Genomic DNA, 18125 nt, shown 5'->3' on the forward strand with positions numbered 1-18125 from the left:
ATGCTTTCTCGATCATATAAATATACCCACTAAGGAGAATGGCAATATGAGTAAGTCGCGAAGACCCGTCCCCATGTCCTCATACAAAAAAGAGCACCTATTTTACATAGGCACTCTTTCTCATAGCTTAAATGTATAGATCATTTCCTGTAATTCTCCTGCTTGTTTCTTTAGGTAACCAGCAAAGGAGCTAATTTCCTTGATTGATTCTGCTTGTTCAGCCGTCGCCGCTAACACACTTTGAGTTGATTTTGCGGATTCCGCTGCAACATTCGAGATCGTGTCCATTGATGATACAGCCATCCCCGTTCCTGCAGTCATTTGCTGGATGGCAGCTGAAACCTGCTCCACTTGTTCTGAGACAAAATTAACGGATTCTTGAATCTGCAAGAACGAATCCCCAGCACCACTCATCGCTTCAATTCCTTCGCCAACTTCATGGTTCACAGCTTTCATCGTTCCAACGACTTCATTCGTTTCTTTTTGAATATGAGAAATGATTTCACTAATTTGTTTTGTCGCCTGTCCAGATTGTTCAGCTAGGTTTCTCACTTCATCCGCAACAACCGCAAAGCCTTTTCCATGTTCCCCTGCTCTAGCTGCTTCAATAGCCGCATTCAAAGCAAGTAAATTCGTCTGTGCAGCAATTCCTGTAATGACTTCTGAAATCTTGCCAATTTCATTCGAACGCTCGCCTAATCCTTGTACCACTCGAGCTAATTCAGTTACATTTGAATGAATGGACTCCATTTGTTTGCTGGCTACTTCAATCGTTACGGAACCAGTATCTGCTTTTTTCAAAGTCTCATCCATGCTTTCTGTCACTGTGACGGCATTGGTAGACACTTGAGATAAACTAGCAGACATTTGATAAATCGTTGCAGAAGCTTGATGCATTCCTTCTACTTGACTCCCTGCCCCTTTGGCAATATTTTCAATTATATCTGTAATTTGTTCAGTTGCTTGATTCGTTTGCTCTGCTCCTTGAGCCAAATCCTCTGTATAAGCAGCCATATTTTTTGATGCCTCTTGGAGTTTAGCCAGCACATTCCCCCAAGAATCCGTAGCTTTGTTGATGCTATCTGCCACCGAATGAAAAAGACCGACTTCTTTCGGATTAAGCCGATTTTGCACATCACCATCGGCCAATTGCTCTAAAAATTGATTAATTGAGTCAATCGGTACAACAAACCGTTGATAATTGATTATGGAAGACACAACTGCTAATACTCCGCCAACGATCGTCAGACCGATAAGAGTCATCCAAAAGTTAACTCCAGTTAAACTATTCAATTGAGTTACTACTAATCCTATCAAAAATGAGGCCGGGATAACTAAAAGGCTAGTTCGAAATACGTAATTCAAACGACTCACTAACAACTCCCCTTACATAAGATAATGAACTTACATAAGGGAATCATACTATTATTATGAAAAACTTACTAGAAATAAGCTACTAAACTCCTAATAAATTTGTTTTTCAGAAAAGTCTATCGTACTATTTAGTATTTTGAATAATACGATTTCATTCCAATAATCTCCCCTTTTATTTCTTTCTACGAATTTCTGTAATCTGATTCCCATCACTTGTAACAAACACTTTTTCGTCAATTTTATAATCTACGTTTACACTGCAGTCTAACTCCAATATTTTTCCGTTATCGAATTCCATCGCGCAATTATAGCCTTTTCCGTTTTTAGATACTTCGATTACTTTATCCGTTTTATAACCAACAGCTTTCCCATCAGATGATTCTGGATAATACTTGTCCACAATTGTTACATGCTCTACCCGATTTATTTTGTCACCAAATGAAACGTATACTAATATAGCCAATATAATAAGTAAACTACTTAGAAGCACTATCTTTTTTATCATTGAATGAAATCCTCACTTTAATAAAGCTTTTAATCTATATGTATCTCAGTTTAACAGGATGTATGACACTTTACCCTAAATTTTCGCGAAAAAAACTAGAAACTATTGGTTAGAAGGTATCAGCGGAATCTAGCTACACCTTGTCGCCTTTCTTTTTGAAGTAATTCCCCAATTCATGAAATATCAGTGAAACTTACCAGTATGTTAATAGCGTTTAGTTGAGTAACCATTCACACAGATGAAGATGTAAAGCCATTTTCAATAGCTTACGAAATTTTCTATAAGAGATGCAAAAAAAACGATTCAGCAAATAGTGGAAGGCATATTGCTAGACGTGCTGGTTAAAAAAAGAAGATAAAAACATCCATAAGTGTCTGCTCTAAAACTAAAGCGATGAAAAAGGTTCAAGTTCTCAAATTGTATCACCTTATGAAGGTCGCGGTGCGTAGCTGATTTTGCGAAGCCCCCGCCCCCTTTCTACAAATGAGCCAAGAAGTTTGAGGAGCAATAGTCTCTACGCCTGCTATGAATGATTATGCGAAGTCCAAAGACAGCGCTTGGGTGTAATTCGAGAATCATCTGAATAGGACTTTTGAACAACCTCTAAAAAGAAAAAAACGAGGCTATCCCCATAACGAAAAGATCAGGCCCCACGTCTACTATATATCGTTTGTATGATGTGTACATGACACAATAAACGGTGTATAGAGCATGAGGTCAAGACCCTTTTTGGGGATACCCTCGTCCATATAAGAGAATAAAGCGAGTGATTCTTACACTTCTTGTGGTACAGCTAAGCCAAGACCTTCAGCAATACGAGTACCGTATTCTGGATCAGCTTTGTAGAAATGGCCGATTTGACGCAATTTAATTTCTTCTAATTCCACTGGTTCCATTGCTCCAACGATGTTAGCAACTAGACGTGTGCGTTCTTCTTGGCTAAGTAAACGGTATAGGTCACCAGCTTGCGTATAATGATCATCACTGTTATAAGCTACTTGTGCCGCTTGTCCTGATACTTCAAATGGAGTTAATTTTGCCTCCGGTACTTCATTTGGTCCACCAAAGCTGTTCGGCTCGTAGTAGACAGAACGTCCACCGTTTCCGTCTGCAGCCATGAAACCATCACGTTGATGATTACTCACTTCTACTTTTGGACGGTTAATTGGAAGTTGGTTATGATTTGCACCAACGCGGTAACGATGTGCATCACCATAAGAGAATATACGTCCTTGTAACATTTTGTCTGGAGAAGCTTCAACACCTGGTACAAATGTTCCCGGAGAGAATGTAGCTTGCTCTACTTCAGCAAAATAGTTCTCAGGATTACGATTCAATTCCATACGGCCAAGTTCGATTAGTGGGTAATCTTTTTGTGACCATACTTTCGTTATATCAAATGGGTCGAAGCGGTATGTATCCGCATCTTCTAAAGGCATGATTTGCACATATAGTCTCCATGCAGGGAAATCGCCTTTTTCAATTGCATTGAAAAGATCTTCTGTATAATAGTCTGGGTTTTCACCAGCAATTTTTGCAGCAAGATCGACATCAAGGTTTTTGACACCTTGTTCTGTTCTAAAGTGATATTTCACCCAAACAGCTTGTCCTTCATCATTTACCCATTTGAAGGTATGGCTTCCGTAACCATGCATATGTCTCCAAGTTGCTGGAATCCCACGATCAGACATCAAAGTTGTCACTTGATGAAGAGATTCTGGCGAATGAGACCAGAAATCCCAAACAGCAGTAGCATTTTTTAAATGTGTTCTTGGATCTCTTTTTTGTGTATGAATAAAGTCAGGGAATTTAATGGCATCGCGGATAAAAAATACAGGCGTATTGTTCCCAACGATGTCATAGTTTCCTTCTTCTGTATAAAATTTAACAGAGAATCCGCGTGGATCACGTGCTGTATCAGCAGAACCAAGCTCACCTGCTACTGATGAGAAACGGATAAACATGTCAGTTTCTTTCCCAACGCCGTTAAATAGTTTTGCTTTTGTGTATTTAGAAAGGTCATTTGTTACTGTGAATGTACCATGCGCGCCGCCGCCTTTTGCGTGAACTACACGTTCAGGTACACGCTCACGGTTAAAATGAGCAAGTTTCTCAAGTAAATGTACATCTTGAATTAATACTGGACCCCGCTGACCAGCAGTAGCCGAGTTCTGGTTATCTCCAACTGGAGCTCCCCAGCTAGTTGTAAGGTTTTTCTGGTTTGTCATTTTGAATCACCTCTAAATTTATTTTGTATACTTATAATAATAATACTTATTATAAAAAAATCAATCCTTTTTTATAATAATTGTAATGTAATATTATTTATTTTAATGTAAATATTCAGAATAAAAAATTTACAAAATACACATAAAGACGCAATCAAAACTTACAAAAGAAAGCGATTACATGCAGATTCATTAAAAACCGAATAAAATGACTCAAGTAAGCGTGATATCACTCCACTATATTATACGTGTTCGTACGATATCACGCCAACAAAAAGACTTAATAATGCGATAATTCAACACAGGAAATATTCATTTATAATACATGAATTCGTTACTGACAAAGTTTATTTTTACAACTATCTTTAATAATCAAAAACCCCCGCCTCTTTTTAAAAGAGGTGAAGGTTCGTTTTTTCATGTACTAATTCTAAATTTCCCACGAGGAATCGAAGATAATAAAAAATTACACAAATGTATTACAAATAAATAAATAAAATGATCGCAGCTAAAACAATTCGGTAAATCGCAAACGGTGTTAGCTTAATTTTTTCAATTAATTTTAAGAAGAAACGGATACAGATTAAAGCAAAGATAAAGGCGCTGATGAAACCTGCAATGAAAAATGGCAACACATCTAGTGAAAAGAAGCTCCAGTACTTGACAACTTTCAATAAACTGGCACCGGCCATAATAGGAATGGCCATAATGAAAGTAAAATCAGCCGCTGCTCGATAGCTTAGCCCAAGCAGAACGCCTCCAGATATGGTTGATCCTGAACGTGAAAAACCAGGCCAAAGTGACAAGCATTGAATTAACCCTACTCCTAATGCTTGCTTATAAGTAATTTCATCTACCGTTGCTGTTTGAATTCTCGGCTTGATTTTATCGGCCGCAATCATTAAGAACGCACCGATTAGTAAACCAATTGCCACTGTTTTAACTGAGAATAAGTGCTCGTCTATGTAATCTTCAAATAAAACGCCTAATATTCCCGCCGGGATTAAACCGACAATAATTTTCAGGAGACTTAGTCTTTCCCCACTCGGTCTATCCACATTTTTCATTTTACGAAGACCTAATAAATCCAAAATCCGATCCCAAAAAATAACAGCTACTGCTAAAATACTACCTAATTGAATGACAACCTTAAACACGTTCGCTATTTCATTTCCAAATAACTCGTTTGATTTAAACAACAGATCATCGACGATAATCATATGCCCTGTAGAAGAAACTGGAGCAAACTCCGTTAACCCTTCAACAAGTCCAAGAACAATCGCCACAAAAATTTCCCACATATTAATTTCTTCCACCTCATTTATTACGGCTTCTATTCACAAAATAGATTGTACCTCCCACTAAAGAGAATGTCTAATTAATTTGTTGTTTTTAATCTAATTATCATAAAGTGAAGTTTCAATTACTTAGGAGACTCCCTTCATCCCTACCTGTTTAATAGGAATAAAAACAAAAAGAAGGGAACTAAAGTTCCCTTCTTTCATCCATTTATATTTAATTATTTGCTGTAACCGCCTAAGTGCTGTTCAGCCATTTGCACTAAACGTTTTGTAATTTCTCCACCTACAGATCCGTTTGCACGTGCTGTAGTTTCGGCTCCTAAATTCACGCCAAATTCACTAGCAATTTCATACTTCATTTGTTCTAGTGCTTGCTCTGCTCCAGGTACGACTAAGTTATTGCTGTTATTGTTATTTGCCATGTTTATCACCTCCTGTTATTAATTATTTGTAAATTTTATTTTTATATGAATGGGAATTTGCGGAAACGATTTGCATCATGAAATGGTTTATCTATCATAAACTTTTTACAACGGATATATTTCATCATCCGCTCATCTTTTTCAGGAGGTTATGCACTTGCAAATTCATGTAGTCCAGCGAAATCAAACACTGACGAGCATCGCCGAAGCATATAGTGTGCCTGCTAACCGTTTAAGTGAGGCCAATCAATTGGAAAATCCAGATCGCCTTGTCGTTGGGCAGGCCCTTGTTATACCCATCGTAGGCAGTTATTACTTCGTTCAACCAGGAGATAGTTTATCATCTATATCACAAAAGGTAGGTATTCCAGTTCAGGAGCTTGTACGAATTAACCAGCTATCAGTCAATCAAACACTTTCTGTCGGTTTTCGGTTATATATTCCTGCGAAACCAAAAAGAACAGCTGAATTTAACGGTTATGTGGAACCGCGCGGAACGACAGTTAGCCCTAATTTGATAAGTAGCGCCAGAGAAACAGCACCCTACTTAACCTACTTAGCTCCCTTTAGCTTTCAGGCCCTTCGCAATGGTTCATTGAAAGAGCCACTTCTTGATGGCTTCCCAACCATTGCCCGAAACAATCGAAATGTCTTAATGATGGTGATTACGAATCAAGAGAATGACCAATTCAACGATGAACTAGCGAGGATACTTTTAAATGATATGACCATTCAAAATACCTTTCTAAATAATATTGTAAATACAGCACAAAAATATGGCTTTAAAGATATTCATTTTGATTTTGAGTTCATTAGACCAGCAGACCGAGAAGCTTATAATCGTTTTTTAAGAAAAGCAAAAACACGCTTTCAACAAGAAGGGTGGTTACTTTCGACGGCGCTTGCACCTAAGACGAGCGCGGATCAAAAAGGACTTTGGTACGAAGGGCATGATTATAAAGCTCATGGAGAAATTGTTGATTTTGTTGTGATTATGACCTATGAGTGGGGCTATAGTGGTGGACCTGCGCGTGCCGTTTCACCCATTGGTCCAGTGCGAGACGTTCTTGAGTATGCCATTACAGAGATGCCTGCATCAAAAATTCTCATGGGCCAAAACTTATATGGCTACGACTGGACACTTCCTTTCGTTCAGGGAACAATCGCAAAAGCCGTCAGTCCGCAACAAGCCATACAGTTAGCTTTAGAGCACTCAGTCGAAATTCAATATAATTATGAAGAGCAGGCACCTTTTTTCACATACAAAGATAGCGAAAACAAAAACCATGAAGTCTGGTTTGAAGACGCCCGTTCGATTCAGGCTAAGTTTGACTTACTAAAAGAACTGAAGATCCGCGGAATGAGTTATTGGAAGCTTGGGCTTGCTTTCCCGCAAAATTGGCTGTTAATCAGCGATAACTTTCATGTACGAAAAAGAGGCTAATGGTTTGTAAGGATAGCCTAAACGGGTCCGATCTCCTATACCACACACAGTTTTCATACCTTACCTATATTTCATATAAAATATTTATAGTAGTTGGTGGGTGACCCTTTTCTTAAGGGATATCCCTTTTTTATGTTTGACTACCGAATATAGACAAGTGAGATTTATGCCAACTAATTATTCGATGTTTGGAAATAACTGAGGGCTTTTTGTGGTTTTTATTTTTGCACACGCCTAAAACTTAACGACTATGTTATGAAAGCCATATCCTATTGTCCATACTGATAAGAGATACAGTAAGGACAGGTGGTGTCTTCAATGATTCGATTGAGGAAATTTGATAGAAGGTTTTCAAGGTGGCCAAGTCTTTTCAGGTTACTTGGTGTAATTGCTATTTTTCTCTTTTCATTCGGAATGCTGATTCATTTCTCTGAACCTAAAACATTCCCTACTCTTTATGAAGGAATTTGGTGGGCAATCGTGACAATGGCTACTGTTGGCTATGGGGATTATGCGCCGAATAGCGACTTTGGACGGGCCATTGGGATCTTGCTCATTTTATCTGGTGCAGGACTTGTCTCTTCTTATTTCGCTTCTGTTTCCGCCATTGCTGCCACCTCAGAGCAAACCTATCGCCAAGGGAAGAAGAAATTTAATGGTGCAGGTCATGTGATCATTGTCGGGTGGAACGAACGCTCTCGTGGAATTATTGAAGAACTTCATGAAAGAAATCAACGCTTACAAATCGTCTTAATCGATGAGTCATTAACAGAACATCCTCTGCCATTGACAAATATCCATTTCATACACGGTAAGGCCACAACTGATACCGTTTTGCTTCGAGCGAATATCAGTCATGCTGATCGTGTTTTAATTACTGCAGATTTAAGGCAAAATGAATTTCAAACAGACATGTTTTCTATTTTGACATTATTGGCCATCAAAGGGTTGAAAAAAGATCTATTTTGTTTAGTGGAAATCTTAACAGTCGATCAACGTGAAAATGCTTGGCGAGCTGGGGCCGATGGGTTAATCGAGACGAATCGCTTTGCCAGCGATTATATGCTCAAAAAAATAATGGGGGAAATGGATGTTGCTGAGTTGTTAGATGATTCGAATGTATCACTAGGCTCACTTGCTTTGAAAAATGAATGGGAACAGCTAACATACAAAGAATTAACGATCCTACTGCTTGAACAACATACAGTCGTGATTGGAATCATCCGAAAAGAAAAGAAGCTACTCCCTCCCCCTCTGGAAACCAAAGTCTCTTCTGAAGACATCCTGCTAGTCATGCGCTGAATGGACGATCAATACGAATCCGGGAAATATTCTGGGAAATGGGGTCTGACCCCTAAATATTTCGCAAAAAGGCACAGTCGGTCGACTGTGCCTTTTTTGCATTTCTTATTGTTAAAGTCTTTTTTCAAGTTCAGCTTTCTTTTCTTCGAAGCCTGGTTTGCCAAGTAGCGCGAACATATTGACTTTGTATGCTTCTACGCCTGGTTGGTCAAATGGATTGACACCTAATAGGTAGCCGCTTACCGCACATGCTTTTTCAAAGAAATAGGCCAAGTATCCGAATGTGTATGCATCCATTTTAGGGATGTTCACAACTAAGTTCGGAACATTTCCGTCTGTATGAGCAAGCAACGTGCCTTCAAATGCTTTATTATTTACGAAATCAACAGTTTCACCTGCAAGATAGTTTAAACCGTCAAGATCATTATCTTCTGCTTCAATCGTCAATTCATGGCGTGCCTCTTCAACTTTGATGACCGTTTCAAATAAGTCACGACGTCCTTCTTGTACGTATTGCCCCATTGAATGTAGATCTGTTGAGAAGTTTGCAGAAGCTGGGAAAATTCCTTTTTGGTCTTTCCCTTCACTTTCACCAAACAATTGTTTCCACCACTCAGAGAAATATTGAAGACCTGGCTCATAATTGATTAGCATTTCAATCGTTTTGCCTTTGTTATACAGAACATTACGAACTGCCGCGTATTGATATGCAGCATTATCCGTTAATTCAGGAGAGCTGAAATCCGTGCGTGCAGCAGCTGCACCTTTCATCATTTCTTCAATGTCGGCACCGCTAACCGCGATCGGTAATAAGCCAACAGCCGTCAATACAGAATAACGTCCACCAACATCATCAGGAATGACAAATGTTTCATATCCTTTTTCATTTGAAAGGGTTTTAAGTGCACCTTTCGCTTTATCAGTTGTGGCAAAAATCCGTGAAGTTCCTTCTTCGACACCATATTTTTCAAGCAATAGCTTACGGAAAATACGGAATGCAAGAGCAGGCTCTGTCGTCGTACCAGATTTTGAAATCACATTGATTGAGAAATCCTTATCCTCAAGCAATTCCATAACATCCTTCATGTAAGTAGAAGAGATATTATTGCCTACAAAGATAATTTGCGGCGTTTTACGTTGTTCTTTAGATAGCGCGTTATAGAAGCTATGTTGCAACATTTCAATTGCTGCACGAGCGCCCAAATAAGAACCGCCGATTCCGATAACAAGCAACACATCAGAATCAGATTTAATTTTACTTGCTGCTTTTTGAATACGAGCAAATTCCTCTTTGTCATAATCAACAGGAAGGTCAATCCAACCTAAAAAGTCATTTCCCGCTCCTGTTTTTTCGTGCAAAGAATTGTGTGCCGCTTTTACTGCATCTTGTAAATATGTAATTTCATGTTCTCCAAAAAAAGACAATGCTTTGGAATAATCAAAACGTACATGTGTCATCATCGTTCCTCCATCTATTTAGATTACTCTTTCACTTTAACGAAAGCTTCCCTGATAATCAAGACTTCAGCTCAATGAAAGCGTAACCAACCAAAAAAATTATCTGAATGTTTTTACAAATGAACAAATCCTAAAAAAATCAACATTGCTTGAACGGGTCTTCAGCATGTTTGTTCAAGTAAGAAGCACTTACAGAGATGCCTTCAAAATCGCTAATACATCATCACGATTTAATGATTTGAACTTACCAAACTCTCCATATACCATCGCTTTGTCTGCCATAGTTTCAATTTCAGAATCATCTATGTCATAATCTGCAAGTCTCGTTGGTGCACCAAGGCTTGACCAGAATTCACGAAGCTTATCAATGCCCAAAAGAGCGGTTTCTTCGTCTGTCTTGCCTTCTGGATCCACGTTGAACACTCGGACAGCAAGTTGTTTAAAACGGCTAACATCAACATGCAGAACATGCTTCATCCAGTTTGGAAACAGAATTGCTAGTCCGCCTGCATGCGGAATGTCGTAAACAGCTGAGACACTGTGCTCAATATTATGAGATGCCCAGTCCCCTCTGTATCCAACTCCTAAAGAACCATTTAAGGCAATTGTGCCACTGTATAAAATCGTTGCCCGATGCTCGTAATTCTCTAAATCCTCCAATAGCTTCGGCGCCGTTTCCATTACGGTGATTAGCAGTGATTCACAAAAGCGATCCTGCAACGGTGCATGAGCGGCTGGATGAAAATATTGTTCAAACACATGAGACATCATGTCAACGATTCCATAGACAGTCTGATCTTTCGGTACTGTGAAAGTATTCTCTGGATCAAGAATTGAGAATTGCGGGTACGTCATAGGGCTTCCCCAGCCATATTTCTCTTTCGTTTCCCAATTGGTGATAACCGATCCAGCATTCATTTCAGAACCAGTCGCAGCAAGTGTTAGAACGGTTCCAAAAGGAAGCGCTGCTTTTACTGGTGATTTTTTCGTCACCAAATCCCATGCATCCCCATCATACTTCGCACCAGCTGCGATTGCCTTCGTACAATCAATCACACTGCCACCGCCAACAGCAAGGATAAAGTCAATCTTATGTTCCCTACAAATCTCTACGCCTTTACGAACTGTCGCAATACGTGGATTCGGTTCCACACCAGCCAGCTCAAACGTTTTGACGTCGATTTCATTTAGAATCGCCATCACCTGTTCATATAATCCATTCTTTTTAATGCTGCCCCCACCATAAACAACGAGTACCCTTTTACCAAATGACGGAATTTCCTGTTGTAACTGACTAAGTTGATCTTTTCCGAAGATAAGCTTAGTTGGATTCTTATATACAAAATTCTCCACTCAATCCCCTCCTTTTTATACTCTTATTATCTACAAGAACTCCGACAATTACAAAACATACGATTAGAACTTTATAAAGTTAAGGAGGCTACAATAATTCGCATTTGTAATCACTACAAATTCATGTTCAAAAAGGAGGATAAAAAGAGCCGAGAAGTTGGAGGTGCGCATCTCGAGAGAACCGGAGAGACAGAGCTTTGAAGCAATTCGACAACTATTTTTACCGGACTTTTTGAACAACCTCTCCAAAATCTAAATCTGCTCCATAAAAAAATAAAAGCCGGTTGATCCAAAAGGACCACCAGCTTACTAAGTCATTATTTCTTGATTAAATCTTCACGTTTAGATTGTTCAATCCACTCTTGAAGTTTATCTTTCAATGTGTTGAAGCCTTCAGAAGAATCAGTGTTAGTTGAAGTTTTAACAGCTGCTTGACGTTTTTTAGGGGCTTTATTAGCAGGAGCTTCTGTACGTTCAGGAGCTTCTTCTGTAGCACGGATGGAAAGACCGATTTTCCCTTTTGCTTCGTCAATTGAAAGAACTTTCACTTGAACCTCATCGCCAACCTTTAAATGGTCATTGATATCTTTAACATATCCATGAGTAATTTCAGAGATATGAACTAAACCTTGTGTAGATTCATCTAATGCAACAAAAGCACCATAAGGTTGAATGCCAGTAACTTTACCAGCAACAACTGCTCCAATTTCGTAATTTGTAGACATTGTAACACTCCTATTTTTAAGTAAATTTTTTCTCTTTACATGCAATTAGAAATTCTATCATAGATTTCGAAAATAATCAAAGGGAACAACCTTCCATTTTTAAAAAACGAACCCTTTTTATCCCGCATTAACGGAGAGTCAAGATCCCCATCACTTTATTTAAAAGTTGCCTCTTTCGTACTACCTTTAAACACATTATCGAAGGGGAATTGTTGGAAATAGACTATCTTTTAAAAAAAGTCTACACATTTCGACAATATAATAGTACGATAATAAAATTAATCGTTAGTTTTACGTATTTTGATGATAATAAAAGCAAAAAGGAGTTACACATCTATGGCAAAACCAGAACAATGGACATCTAAGATTGGTTTTATCCTTGCAGCTGCTGGTTCTGCAATTGGATTGGGTGCTATTTGGAAGTTCCCATATATGACCGGAACAAATGGAGGCGGCATGTTCTTCTTGCTCTTCATTCTATTCACTTTATTAATTGGAACACCTATCTTAATCGCCGAATTTATTATCGGCCGACATGCCCAAAAAGATGCAGTATCTGCTTATAAATCTATCGCTCCGGGTAAACCATGGGTTCTCGTTGGATATGGTGGAGTGGTCGCTTCTTTTATCCTGCTTTCATTTTATAGTGTTGTTGGCGGCTGGATACTTTCTTATATTGTTCGAAGCATAACGGGTTCCCTTTCAGGATTATCTCAAAATGAATACGGACAGTTGTTCGAAACGATCATTAGCAACCCTTATGAAACAGTACTAGCCCAACTTGTCTTCATGATCTTAACGATTATTGTAGTAAAAGGCGGCATACAAAATGGCATTGAAAAGGCAAATAAAATTATGATGCCTGCACTTTTTATTCTTTTTCTTGTGCTGCTGATTCGTTCATTGACACTTAAAGGAGCCTATGCTGGTGTTGAATTTCTCTTAAAGCCTGATTTCTCTATTTTAACAGGACAAACGGTTTTAATGGCGTTAGGTCAAGCCTTCTTCCTACTTAGTGTCGGGATTTCTGTCATGGTAACGTATGCCTCTTATTTAGGGAAGCAGGAAGATATAACAAAATCAGCATTATCTGTTGTTGGTTTGAATATTTTCATCTGTCTTCTCGCTGGACTGGTCATTTTCCCAGCTGTCTTTGCACTCGGATTTGATCCTGCGAGCGGACCTGGACTCGTCTTTGTAGTCCTACCTGCTGTATTTAATGAAATGGCCTTTAGTAGCTTTTTCATGCTCATATTCTTCATCCTGCTTGCGTTCGCGACCTTTACTTCAGCTTTCTCAATCCTTGAAATTATTGTCGCAGCGTTGTCAAAAAATGACCCAACGAAACGGAAAAAGTCTTCTTGGCTAGCTGGTATTTTTGTATTTATCTTAGGTATCCCAAGCGCGCTTTCCTTCGATGTGCTCTCTGATGTTACGATATTTGACAAATCAATATTCGATATGGCAGATTACCTTGTAAGTAATATCGCCCTTCCAGTCGGGGCACTGTTCATTTCACTATTTATCGGCTATCAAATGAAACGAATACATGTCCAAAATGAACTAGAGCTTGGTTCTACCCTTTCATCTAAAGTATTTAAGATTTGGTATTTTATCATTCGGTACATCGCACCAATTGGAATTATCCTTGTTCTACTAAGTTCGCTTGGTATTATTTAAAAAGGCTGTTTCCGCATACTTTGTTGCTATTTACCAAGCAGTGCGGATTAGTTGATTTCCGCTCCAGTTTCTCGCTTTTTGCGGAGCGGGCGGTAAGCCTCCTCCGCAGGAGTCTCGCACTTCCGCTCCAATCAACCAAATGAGTCTTTTAAAAAAAGAGAAAGATCTCCAAAAAAGGGCAAACTTGCATTCCATCAACGTTTTTCAGGTTACTTACACCTCATAAAACAGTTGATAGACTTTGCGAGTCTGCCCTTTTACTTATGGGAGATCCTATCTTTTTATTTATATTTTTCAACAAACCGGCTCATCCGCTTGATTGCTTCTTGAAGTTGCTCTAAAGAGGAGGCATAGGAACATCGGATATGTCCTTCTCCACTCTCACCAAACACATTACCTGGAACTACAGCAACTTTTTCTTCAAATAAAAGCTTCTCAGCAAATTCTTGTGAAGACAATCCAGTTCTCTCAATGGATGGAAATGCGTAAAATGCACCGCCTGGCATATGACAATCTAGTCCCATTTCATTGAACGATTTCACAATATAATTTCGACGCTGACGATAACTTTTCCTCATGTTCTCTACATCATTCATTCCGCTACGCAGTGCTTCCAAAGCTGCATATTGGGCCACTGTCGATGCGCACATCATCGTGTATTGATGGATCTTTAGCATCGCCTCGGTAATGTCTTTTGGCGCACAAACAAATCCAAGACGCCAACCTGTCATAGCAAACCCTTTGGAAAAACCGTTAATTAAAATCGTTCGCTCCATCATGCCATCTATAGCTGCTACTGAAGTGAAATCATCATCATAAGCAAGCTCAGCATAAATTTCATCTGAAATGACCACTAAGTTATGCTTTTGAACGATTTTTGCAATTTCGATTAATTCTTCTTTCCTAAGTTGGGTTCCTGTCGGATTATTAGGCGAACACATGATAATCGCTTTCGTATTTGGCGTAATGGCTTCTTCAAGCTCAGCAGCTGTAAGCCTAAACTCATTTTCCTTCACTGTTTGGATCGTTTTCGCAACACCACCCGCTAACGTCACAAGTGGGCTGTAAGCAACAAAGCATGGCTCAACAACCAATACTTCTTCGCCAGGATTTAAAATCGCTCTAAGCGCAATATCAATGGCCTGACTCCCCCCGACCGTCACAATAATTTGTGAATCTGGTTGATACGAGACAGCAAATCCTTTTTTCATATATGAAGCGATTTCTTGTCGTAGTTCTATTAATCCAGCATTTGCCGTATAAGATGTACGACCTTCTTCCAACGATAAGATTGCAGCTTCCCTTACATTCCATGACGTCACAAAATCCGGTTCGCCAACACCAAGCGAAACAACACCTTCCATATTCACAGCCAAATCAAAAAAACGACGAATTCCCGACGGTTTAAGATCAGCGATTGTTTTCGAGACAAAGCTTGTCTGGATCATGGTGACACCACGATTCTTTTGTCTTCCTCATTAATTGGCTCAAAAATCGTTCCATCGTGTTTATATTTTTTCAAAATGAAATGAGTGGTCGTGGAAATTACTGAATCCAAAGTAGATAGTTTTTCCGATACAAACTGAGCCACTTCATTCATCGACTGTCCTGTCACAACAACGGACAAGTCATATGCGCCAGACATTAGATAAACCGATTCTACTTCATTAAAACGGTAAATTCTTTGGGCGACTTCATTAAAGCCAACACCTCGTTTGGGTGTTACCTTTACATCAATCATGGCCGTTACTCCATGATAAGCGTCTACCTTCGCCCAATTGATGATTGACGCATAACAAACGATGACATTCATATCTTCAAGCTTCTGTACAGTATCCGCAATTTCTGATTCATCCGCGTCAACCATTTTCGCTAAGTCATTAAAGTCAATACGGCTGTTTTGTTCAATGATTTGCAGTATTTCCAGTTCCTTTTCCGTTAAATGCATAAGTACAGCCTCCTTTAGTCTCATTCGAGAACTATGTATAAAGATAAAGTGAAACTTCCATCAATGGGTGTAGTTCCCCACTGATGGCTAGTCCCGTTCTACTGTCGCTAAGATCGCAGCAAACGCTTCGATCAATCGACAGTACGAACCCTATACAATGAATCACAGACGTTGCCACGTCCTACGGCAACGTCTGTGTGGTCCACTTCCTGTGGAACCTCAACTATACCTTTGAAAACCACAAAGGTACGTTACACTGTATCTCACCAATCGGAACTTTACGGGCAGTTGTCCCCCATTGTTCCTCAAAAGCTTGAGGTGGAAGTATTGACTATCCGTTAAGTGTGGGATAAAGATTCTGTTATAGCAGAATTCTTTAATTATTATAGCAAATTAGGGTAGAATTTGTTATATAAAGTGAATTTGCCTTTCCGTCAATGCGGGATACAGTGAAACTTCCATCAGTGGGTGCAGTTCCTCGCTGATGGTTAGTCCCGTTCTACTGTCGCTAAGATCTTCGCTACCACTTCGATCAATCGACAGTACGAACCCGATTGGTTCAACTAAACAGCTGAAGATCACAGCGGTAAGTTTCACTGTATCTCACCAATCAGGCTTTTACGGGCAGTTCCTCCACCTACGCTTCTTCGATTCCTCTAAGTCTTAAGGTGGGGGTACTGCCCGTTAATGCGGGATAAACAACACACACTTAAGCATAATTATAGACAAATTTCCACAAATTTAACAAAGAGAGATGAGCTCCTTGAGAGAAATAACTGAAAAGAAAAAATATGGGATTGATCTGTATTGTGAATCTATAAGTAGAGATGCGGATGCAGTAACACTTGTGCTACTGCATGGTTTCTTATCCTCATCTTTCAGCTTCCGAAAACTCACTCCTTTTTTCCAAGAAGACTACAATGTACTTGCTATTGATTATCCGCCCTTTGGAAAAAGTGAAAAGTCTTCTTCCTATACGTATTCTTATCAAAATGTCGCCTGTTCGATTATCAATTTTTTGGAAATGAGAAAACTGAAAAGGGTAATCTTGATTGGTCATTCTATGGGCGGCCAACTTTGCTTGCAAATTTGTAAGCGTAGACCCGACCTTGTCGAAAAAGTTGTGTTACTGTCAGGTTCTAGCTATTTAGCACCGATGAGACCCTCAATAAGGAAAGCGACCTATCTTCCTTTTTTTCCACTTCTTATACGTTGGTATCTTGGAAAGTCGGGGATTGAGAAAAATCTACACAATGTTGTGTATGATAAAAAGATGATTGATGATGAAATGAGGAACGGCTATTTAGAGCCTTTCTTACAAAAAGGGATGTTCCAAGCGCTCGGGCGAATGGCGCGGCATTTTGAGGGAGATTTATCTAAAGATGACCTACAAGCAATTAACACGGATTGTTTGCTAATTTGGGGTGAACATGACCAGGTTGTTCCGCTCTCAATCGGAAAAAGATTGCAGACCGACCTGCCTCATGCAAAGCTTATCGTTCTTAAAGAAGCAGGTCACCTAATACCGGAAGAAAAACCAGAAGAAGTGTATAACTACATTCATGATTTTTTAAGGCAATAAAAACGTATCTAAACAACGAGGGGGTCAGACCCCACAACTACTATATTTCGTTTAAATGACACAATAAAGTGAAACTTCAATCAGTGGGGTTTTCTTCACCCCCACTGATGGTTAGTCCCGTTCTACTGTCGCTAAGATCGCAGCAAACGCTTCGATCAAACGACAGTACGAACCCGATTCAATGAATCACAGACTAAGTGCGCCGCGTCCTGCGGCAACGTCTGTGTGAACCCACATCCTGTGGGCCTCAACTAAACCGCTGAAGAGCACAGTGGTAAGTTTCACTGTATCTCACCAATCGGGCTTTTACGGGCAGTTGTCCCCCACCTACGCTTCTTCGATTCCTACTCCTCAGCCTTTAGGTGGGGCTTACTGGCCGTTAATGCGGGATAAACGGTGTATAGAATGTGAGGTCAGACCCTTTTCGGTCACCTACATGCATTATAGCGTACAGCTTTCATTCTCTTTAATGTTACGTAGCTGTTCAGCTATTTTCAAGCAATCGTTAAAAGCAAGCTGTTGTTCAAATGAAAATTCATAAATCTCCTGTATTTTACCAGCAAGCTCAGAGCCACTCTCGATATCGCGTATTGCCAGAAGCACATCCGCAATTTCAGGTTCATAAAAATCTTCTCCTTGCTGAAATGGGTCCCAATTTCGTAACACTTCTGCCATTGCCATATTCACTTGTTGTGTGTTCATCCAATTATCACCTACTTCAAAATAGTCTGTACATGTTATTATAGTATCATAAAGTGAAACTTCCATCAGTGGGTGCAGTTCCCCACTGATGGTTAGTCCCG

Annotated in this window: 15 protein-coding genes; 4 read left to right on the top strand and 11 right to left on the bottom strand. The window is 39.5% G+C overall.

What is annotated here, in order from left to right; genetic code table 11:
• Positions 1–120: 120 nt before the first annotated feature.
• The 5 genes from JNUCC23_RS19600 to JNUCC23_RS19620 form a co-directional block, all read right to left on the bottom strand.
• Positions 121–1374, bottom strand: a complete 1254-nt coding sequence (locus JNUCC23_RS19600; RefSeq protein WP_403075363.1) for a methyl-accepting chemotaxis protein — start codon at positions 1372–1374, stop codon at positions 121–123.
• Between the two features lie 172 nt (positions 1375–1546).
• The gene (locus tag JNUCC23_RS19605) at positions 1547–1879 is read right to left on the bottom strand and encodes a hypothetical protein (protein WP_062185947.1); all 333 of its coding nucleotides are present in this window, start codon (positions 1877–1879) and stop codon (positions 1547–1549) included.
• Between the two features lie 773 nt (positions 1880–2652).
• Complete coding sequence (locus tag JNUCC23_RS19610) at positions 2653–4107, bottom strand: catalase (RefSeq protein ID WP_403075366.1); 1455 nt, start codon at positions 4105–4107, stop codon at positions 2653–2655.
• Between the two features lie 479 nt (positions 4108–4586).
• Positions 4587–5408 (bottom strand): undecaprenyl-diphosphate phosphatase, encoded by an 822-nt coding sequence (locus JNUCC23_RS19615; RefSeq protein ID WP_062185943.1) that lies wholly within the window; start codon positions 5406–5408, stop codon positions 4587–4589.
• Between the two features lie 218 nt (positions 5409–5626).
• Complete coding sequence (locus tag JNUCC23_RS19620; protein WP_062185941.1) at positions 5627–5830, bottom strand: small, acid-soluble spore protein, alpha/beta type; 204 nt, start codon at positions 5828–5830, stop codon at positions 5627–5629.
• A gap of 157 nt (positions 5831–5987) precedes the next feature.
• Here JNUCC23_RS19620 and JNUCC23_RS19625 point away from each other — a divergent pair, with 157 nt between their 5' ends.
• Both JNUCC23_RS19625 and JNUCC23_RS19630 read left to right on the top strand, forming a co-directional pair.
• Positions 5988–7274 (top strand): glycosyl hydrolase family 18 protein, encoded by a 1287-nt coding sequence (locus tag JNUCC23_RS19625; RefSeq protein ID WP_454213155.1) that lies wholly within the window; start codon positions 5988–5990, stop codon positions 7272–7274.
• Positions 7275–7592: 318 nt separating this feature from the next.
• Positions 7593–8576: a potassium channel family protein gene (locus JNUCC23_RS19630; protein WP_403075373.1), complete on the top strand. Its 984-nt coding sequence runs from the start codon at positions 7593–7595 to the stop codon at positions 8574–8576.
• A gap of 111 nt (positions 8577–8687) precedes the next feature.
• On the opposite strand, the gene JNUCC23_RS19635 is transcribed toward JNUCC23_RS19630, so the two are convergent.
• The 3 genes from JNUCC23_RS19635 to yugI all read right to left on the bottom strand — a co-directional run bounded on the left by JNUCC23_RS19635 (position 8688) and on the right by yugI (position 12112).
• Entirely contained in the window at positions 8688–10037 is a 1350-nt protein-coding gene (locus JNUCC23_RS19635; protein WP_403075376.1) for a glucose-6-phosphate isomerase, read from the bottom strand.
• A gap of 186 nt (positions 10038–10223) precedes the next feature.
• The gene (locus JNUCC23_RS19640; protein ID WP_403075378.1) at positions 10224–11387 is read right to left on the bottom strand and encodes an iron-containing alcohol dehydrogenase; all 1164 of its coding nucleotides are present in this window, start codon (positions 11385–11387) and stop codon (positions 10224–10226) included.
• A gap of 317 nt (positions 11388–11704) precedes the next feature.
• Positions 11705–12112, bottom strand: a complete 408-nt coding sequence (gene yugI / locus JNUCC23_RS19645) for a S1 domain-containing post-transcriptional regulator GSP13 (RefSeq protein WP_028393739.1) — start codon at positions 12110–12112, stop codon at positions 11705–11707.
• 336 nt (positions 12113–12448) lie between these two features.
• Here yugI and JNUCC23_RS19650 point away from each other — a divergent pair, with 336 nt between their 5' ends.
• Positions 12449–13792 carry a sodium-dependent transporter gene (locus JNUCC23_RS19650; RefSeq protein WP_403075382.1) on the top strand — a complete coding sequence of 448 codons (1344 nt, stop codon included), beginning with the start codon at positions 12449–12451 and terminating at the stop codon, positions 13790–13792.
• A gap of 281 nt (positions 13793–14073) precedes the next feature.
• On the opposite strand, the gene JNUCC23_RS19655 is transcribed toward JNUCC23_RS19650, so the two are convergent.
• Both JNUCC23_RS19655 and JNUCC23_RS19660 read right to left on the bottom strand, forming a co-directional pair.
• Positions 14074–15240 carry an aminotransferase gene (locus tag JNUCC23_RS19655; RefSeq protein WP_403075385.1) on the bottom strand — a complete coding sequence of 389 codons (1167 nt, stop codon included), beginning with the start codon at positions 15238–15240 and terminating at the stop codon, positions 14074–14076.
• Positions 15237–15740: an Lrp/AsnC family transcriptional regulator gene (locus JNUCC23_RS19660; RefSeq protein WP_062185930.1), complete on the bottom strand. Its 504-nt coding sequence runs from the start codon at positions 15738–15740 to the stop codon at positions 15237–15239. The genes JNUCC23_RS19655 and JNUCC23_RS19660 overlap by 4 nt, the downstream gene beginning before the upstream one ends.
• 763 nt (positions 15741–16503) lie before the next feature.
• Between JNUCC23_RS19660 and JNUCC23_RS19665 the strand changes: the two genes are divergently transcribed.
• Positions 16504–17322, top strand: a complete 819-nt coding sequence (locus JNUCC23_RS19665; protein WP_403075390.1) for an alpha/beta fold hydrolase — start codon at positions 16504–16506, stop codon at positions 17320–17322.
• A gap of 441 nt (positions 17323–17763) precedes the next feature.
• On the opposite strand, the gene JNUCC23_RS19670 is transcribed toward JNUCC23_RS19665, so the two are convergent.
• On the bottom strand, positions 17764–18024 hold the full coding sequence (locus JNUCC23_RS19670; protein ID WP_454213159.1) for a DUF1871 family protein: 261 nt from the start codon (positions 18022–18024) through the stop codon (positions 17764–17766).
• Between the last annotated feature and the right edge of the window lie 101 nt (positions 18025–18125).

The sequence above is a fragment of the Peribacillus sp. JNUCC 23 genome (assembly GCF_053653995.1).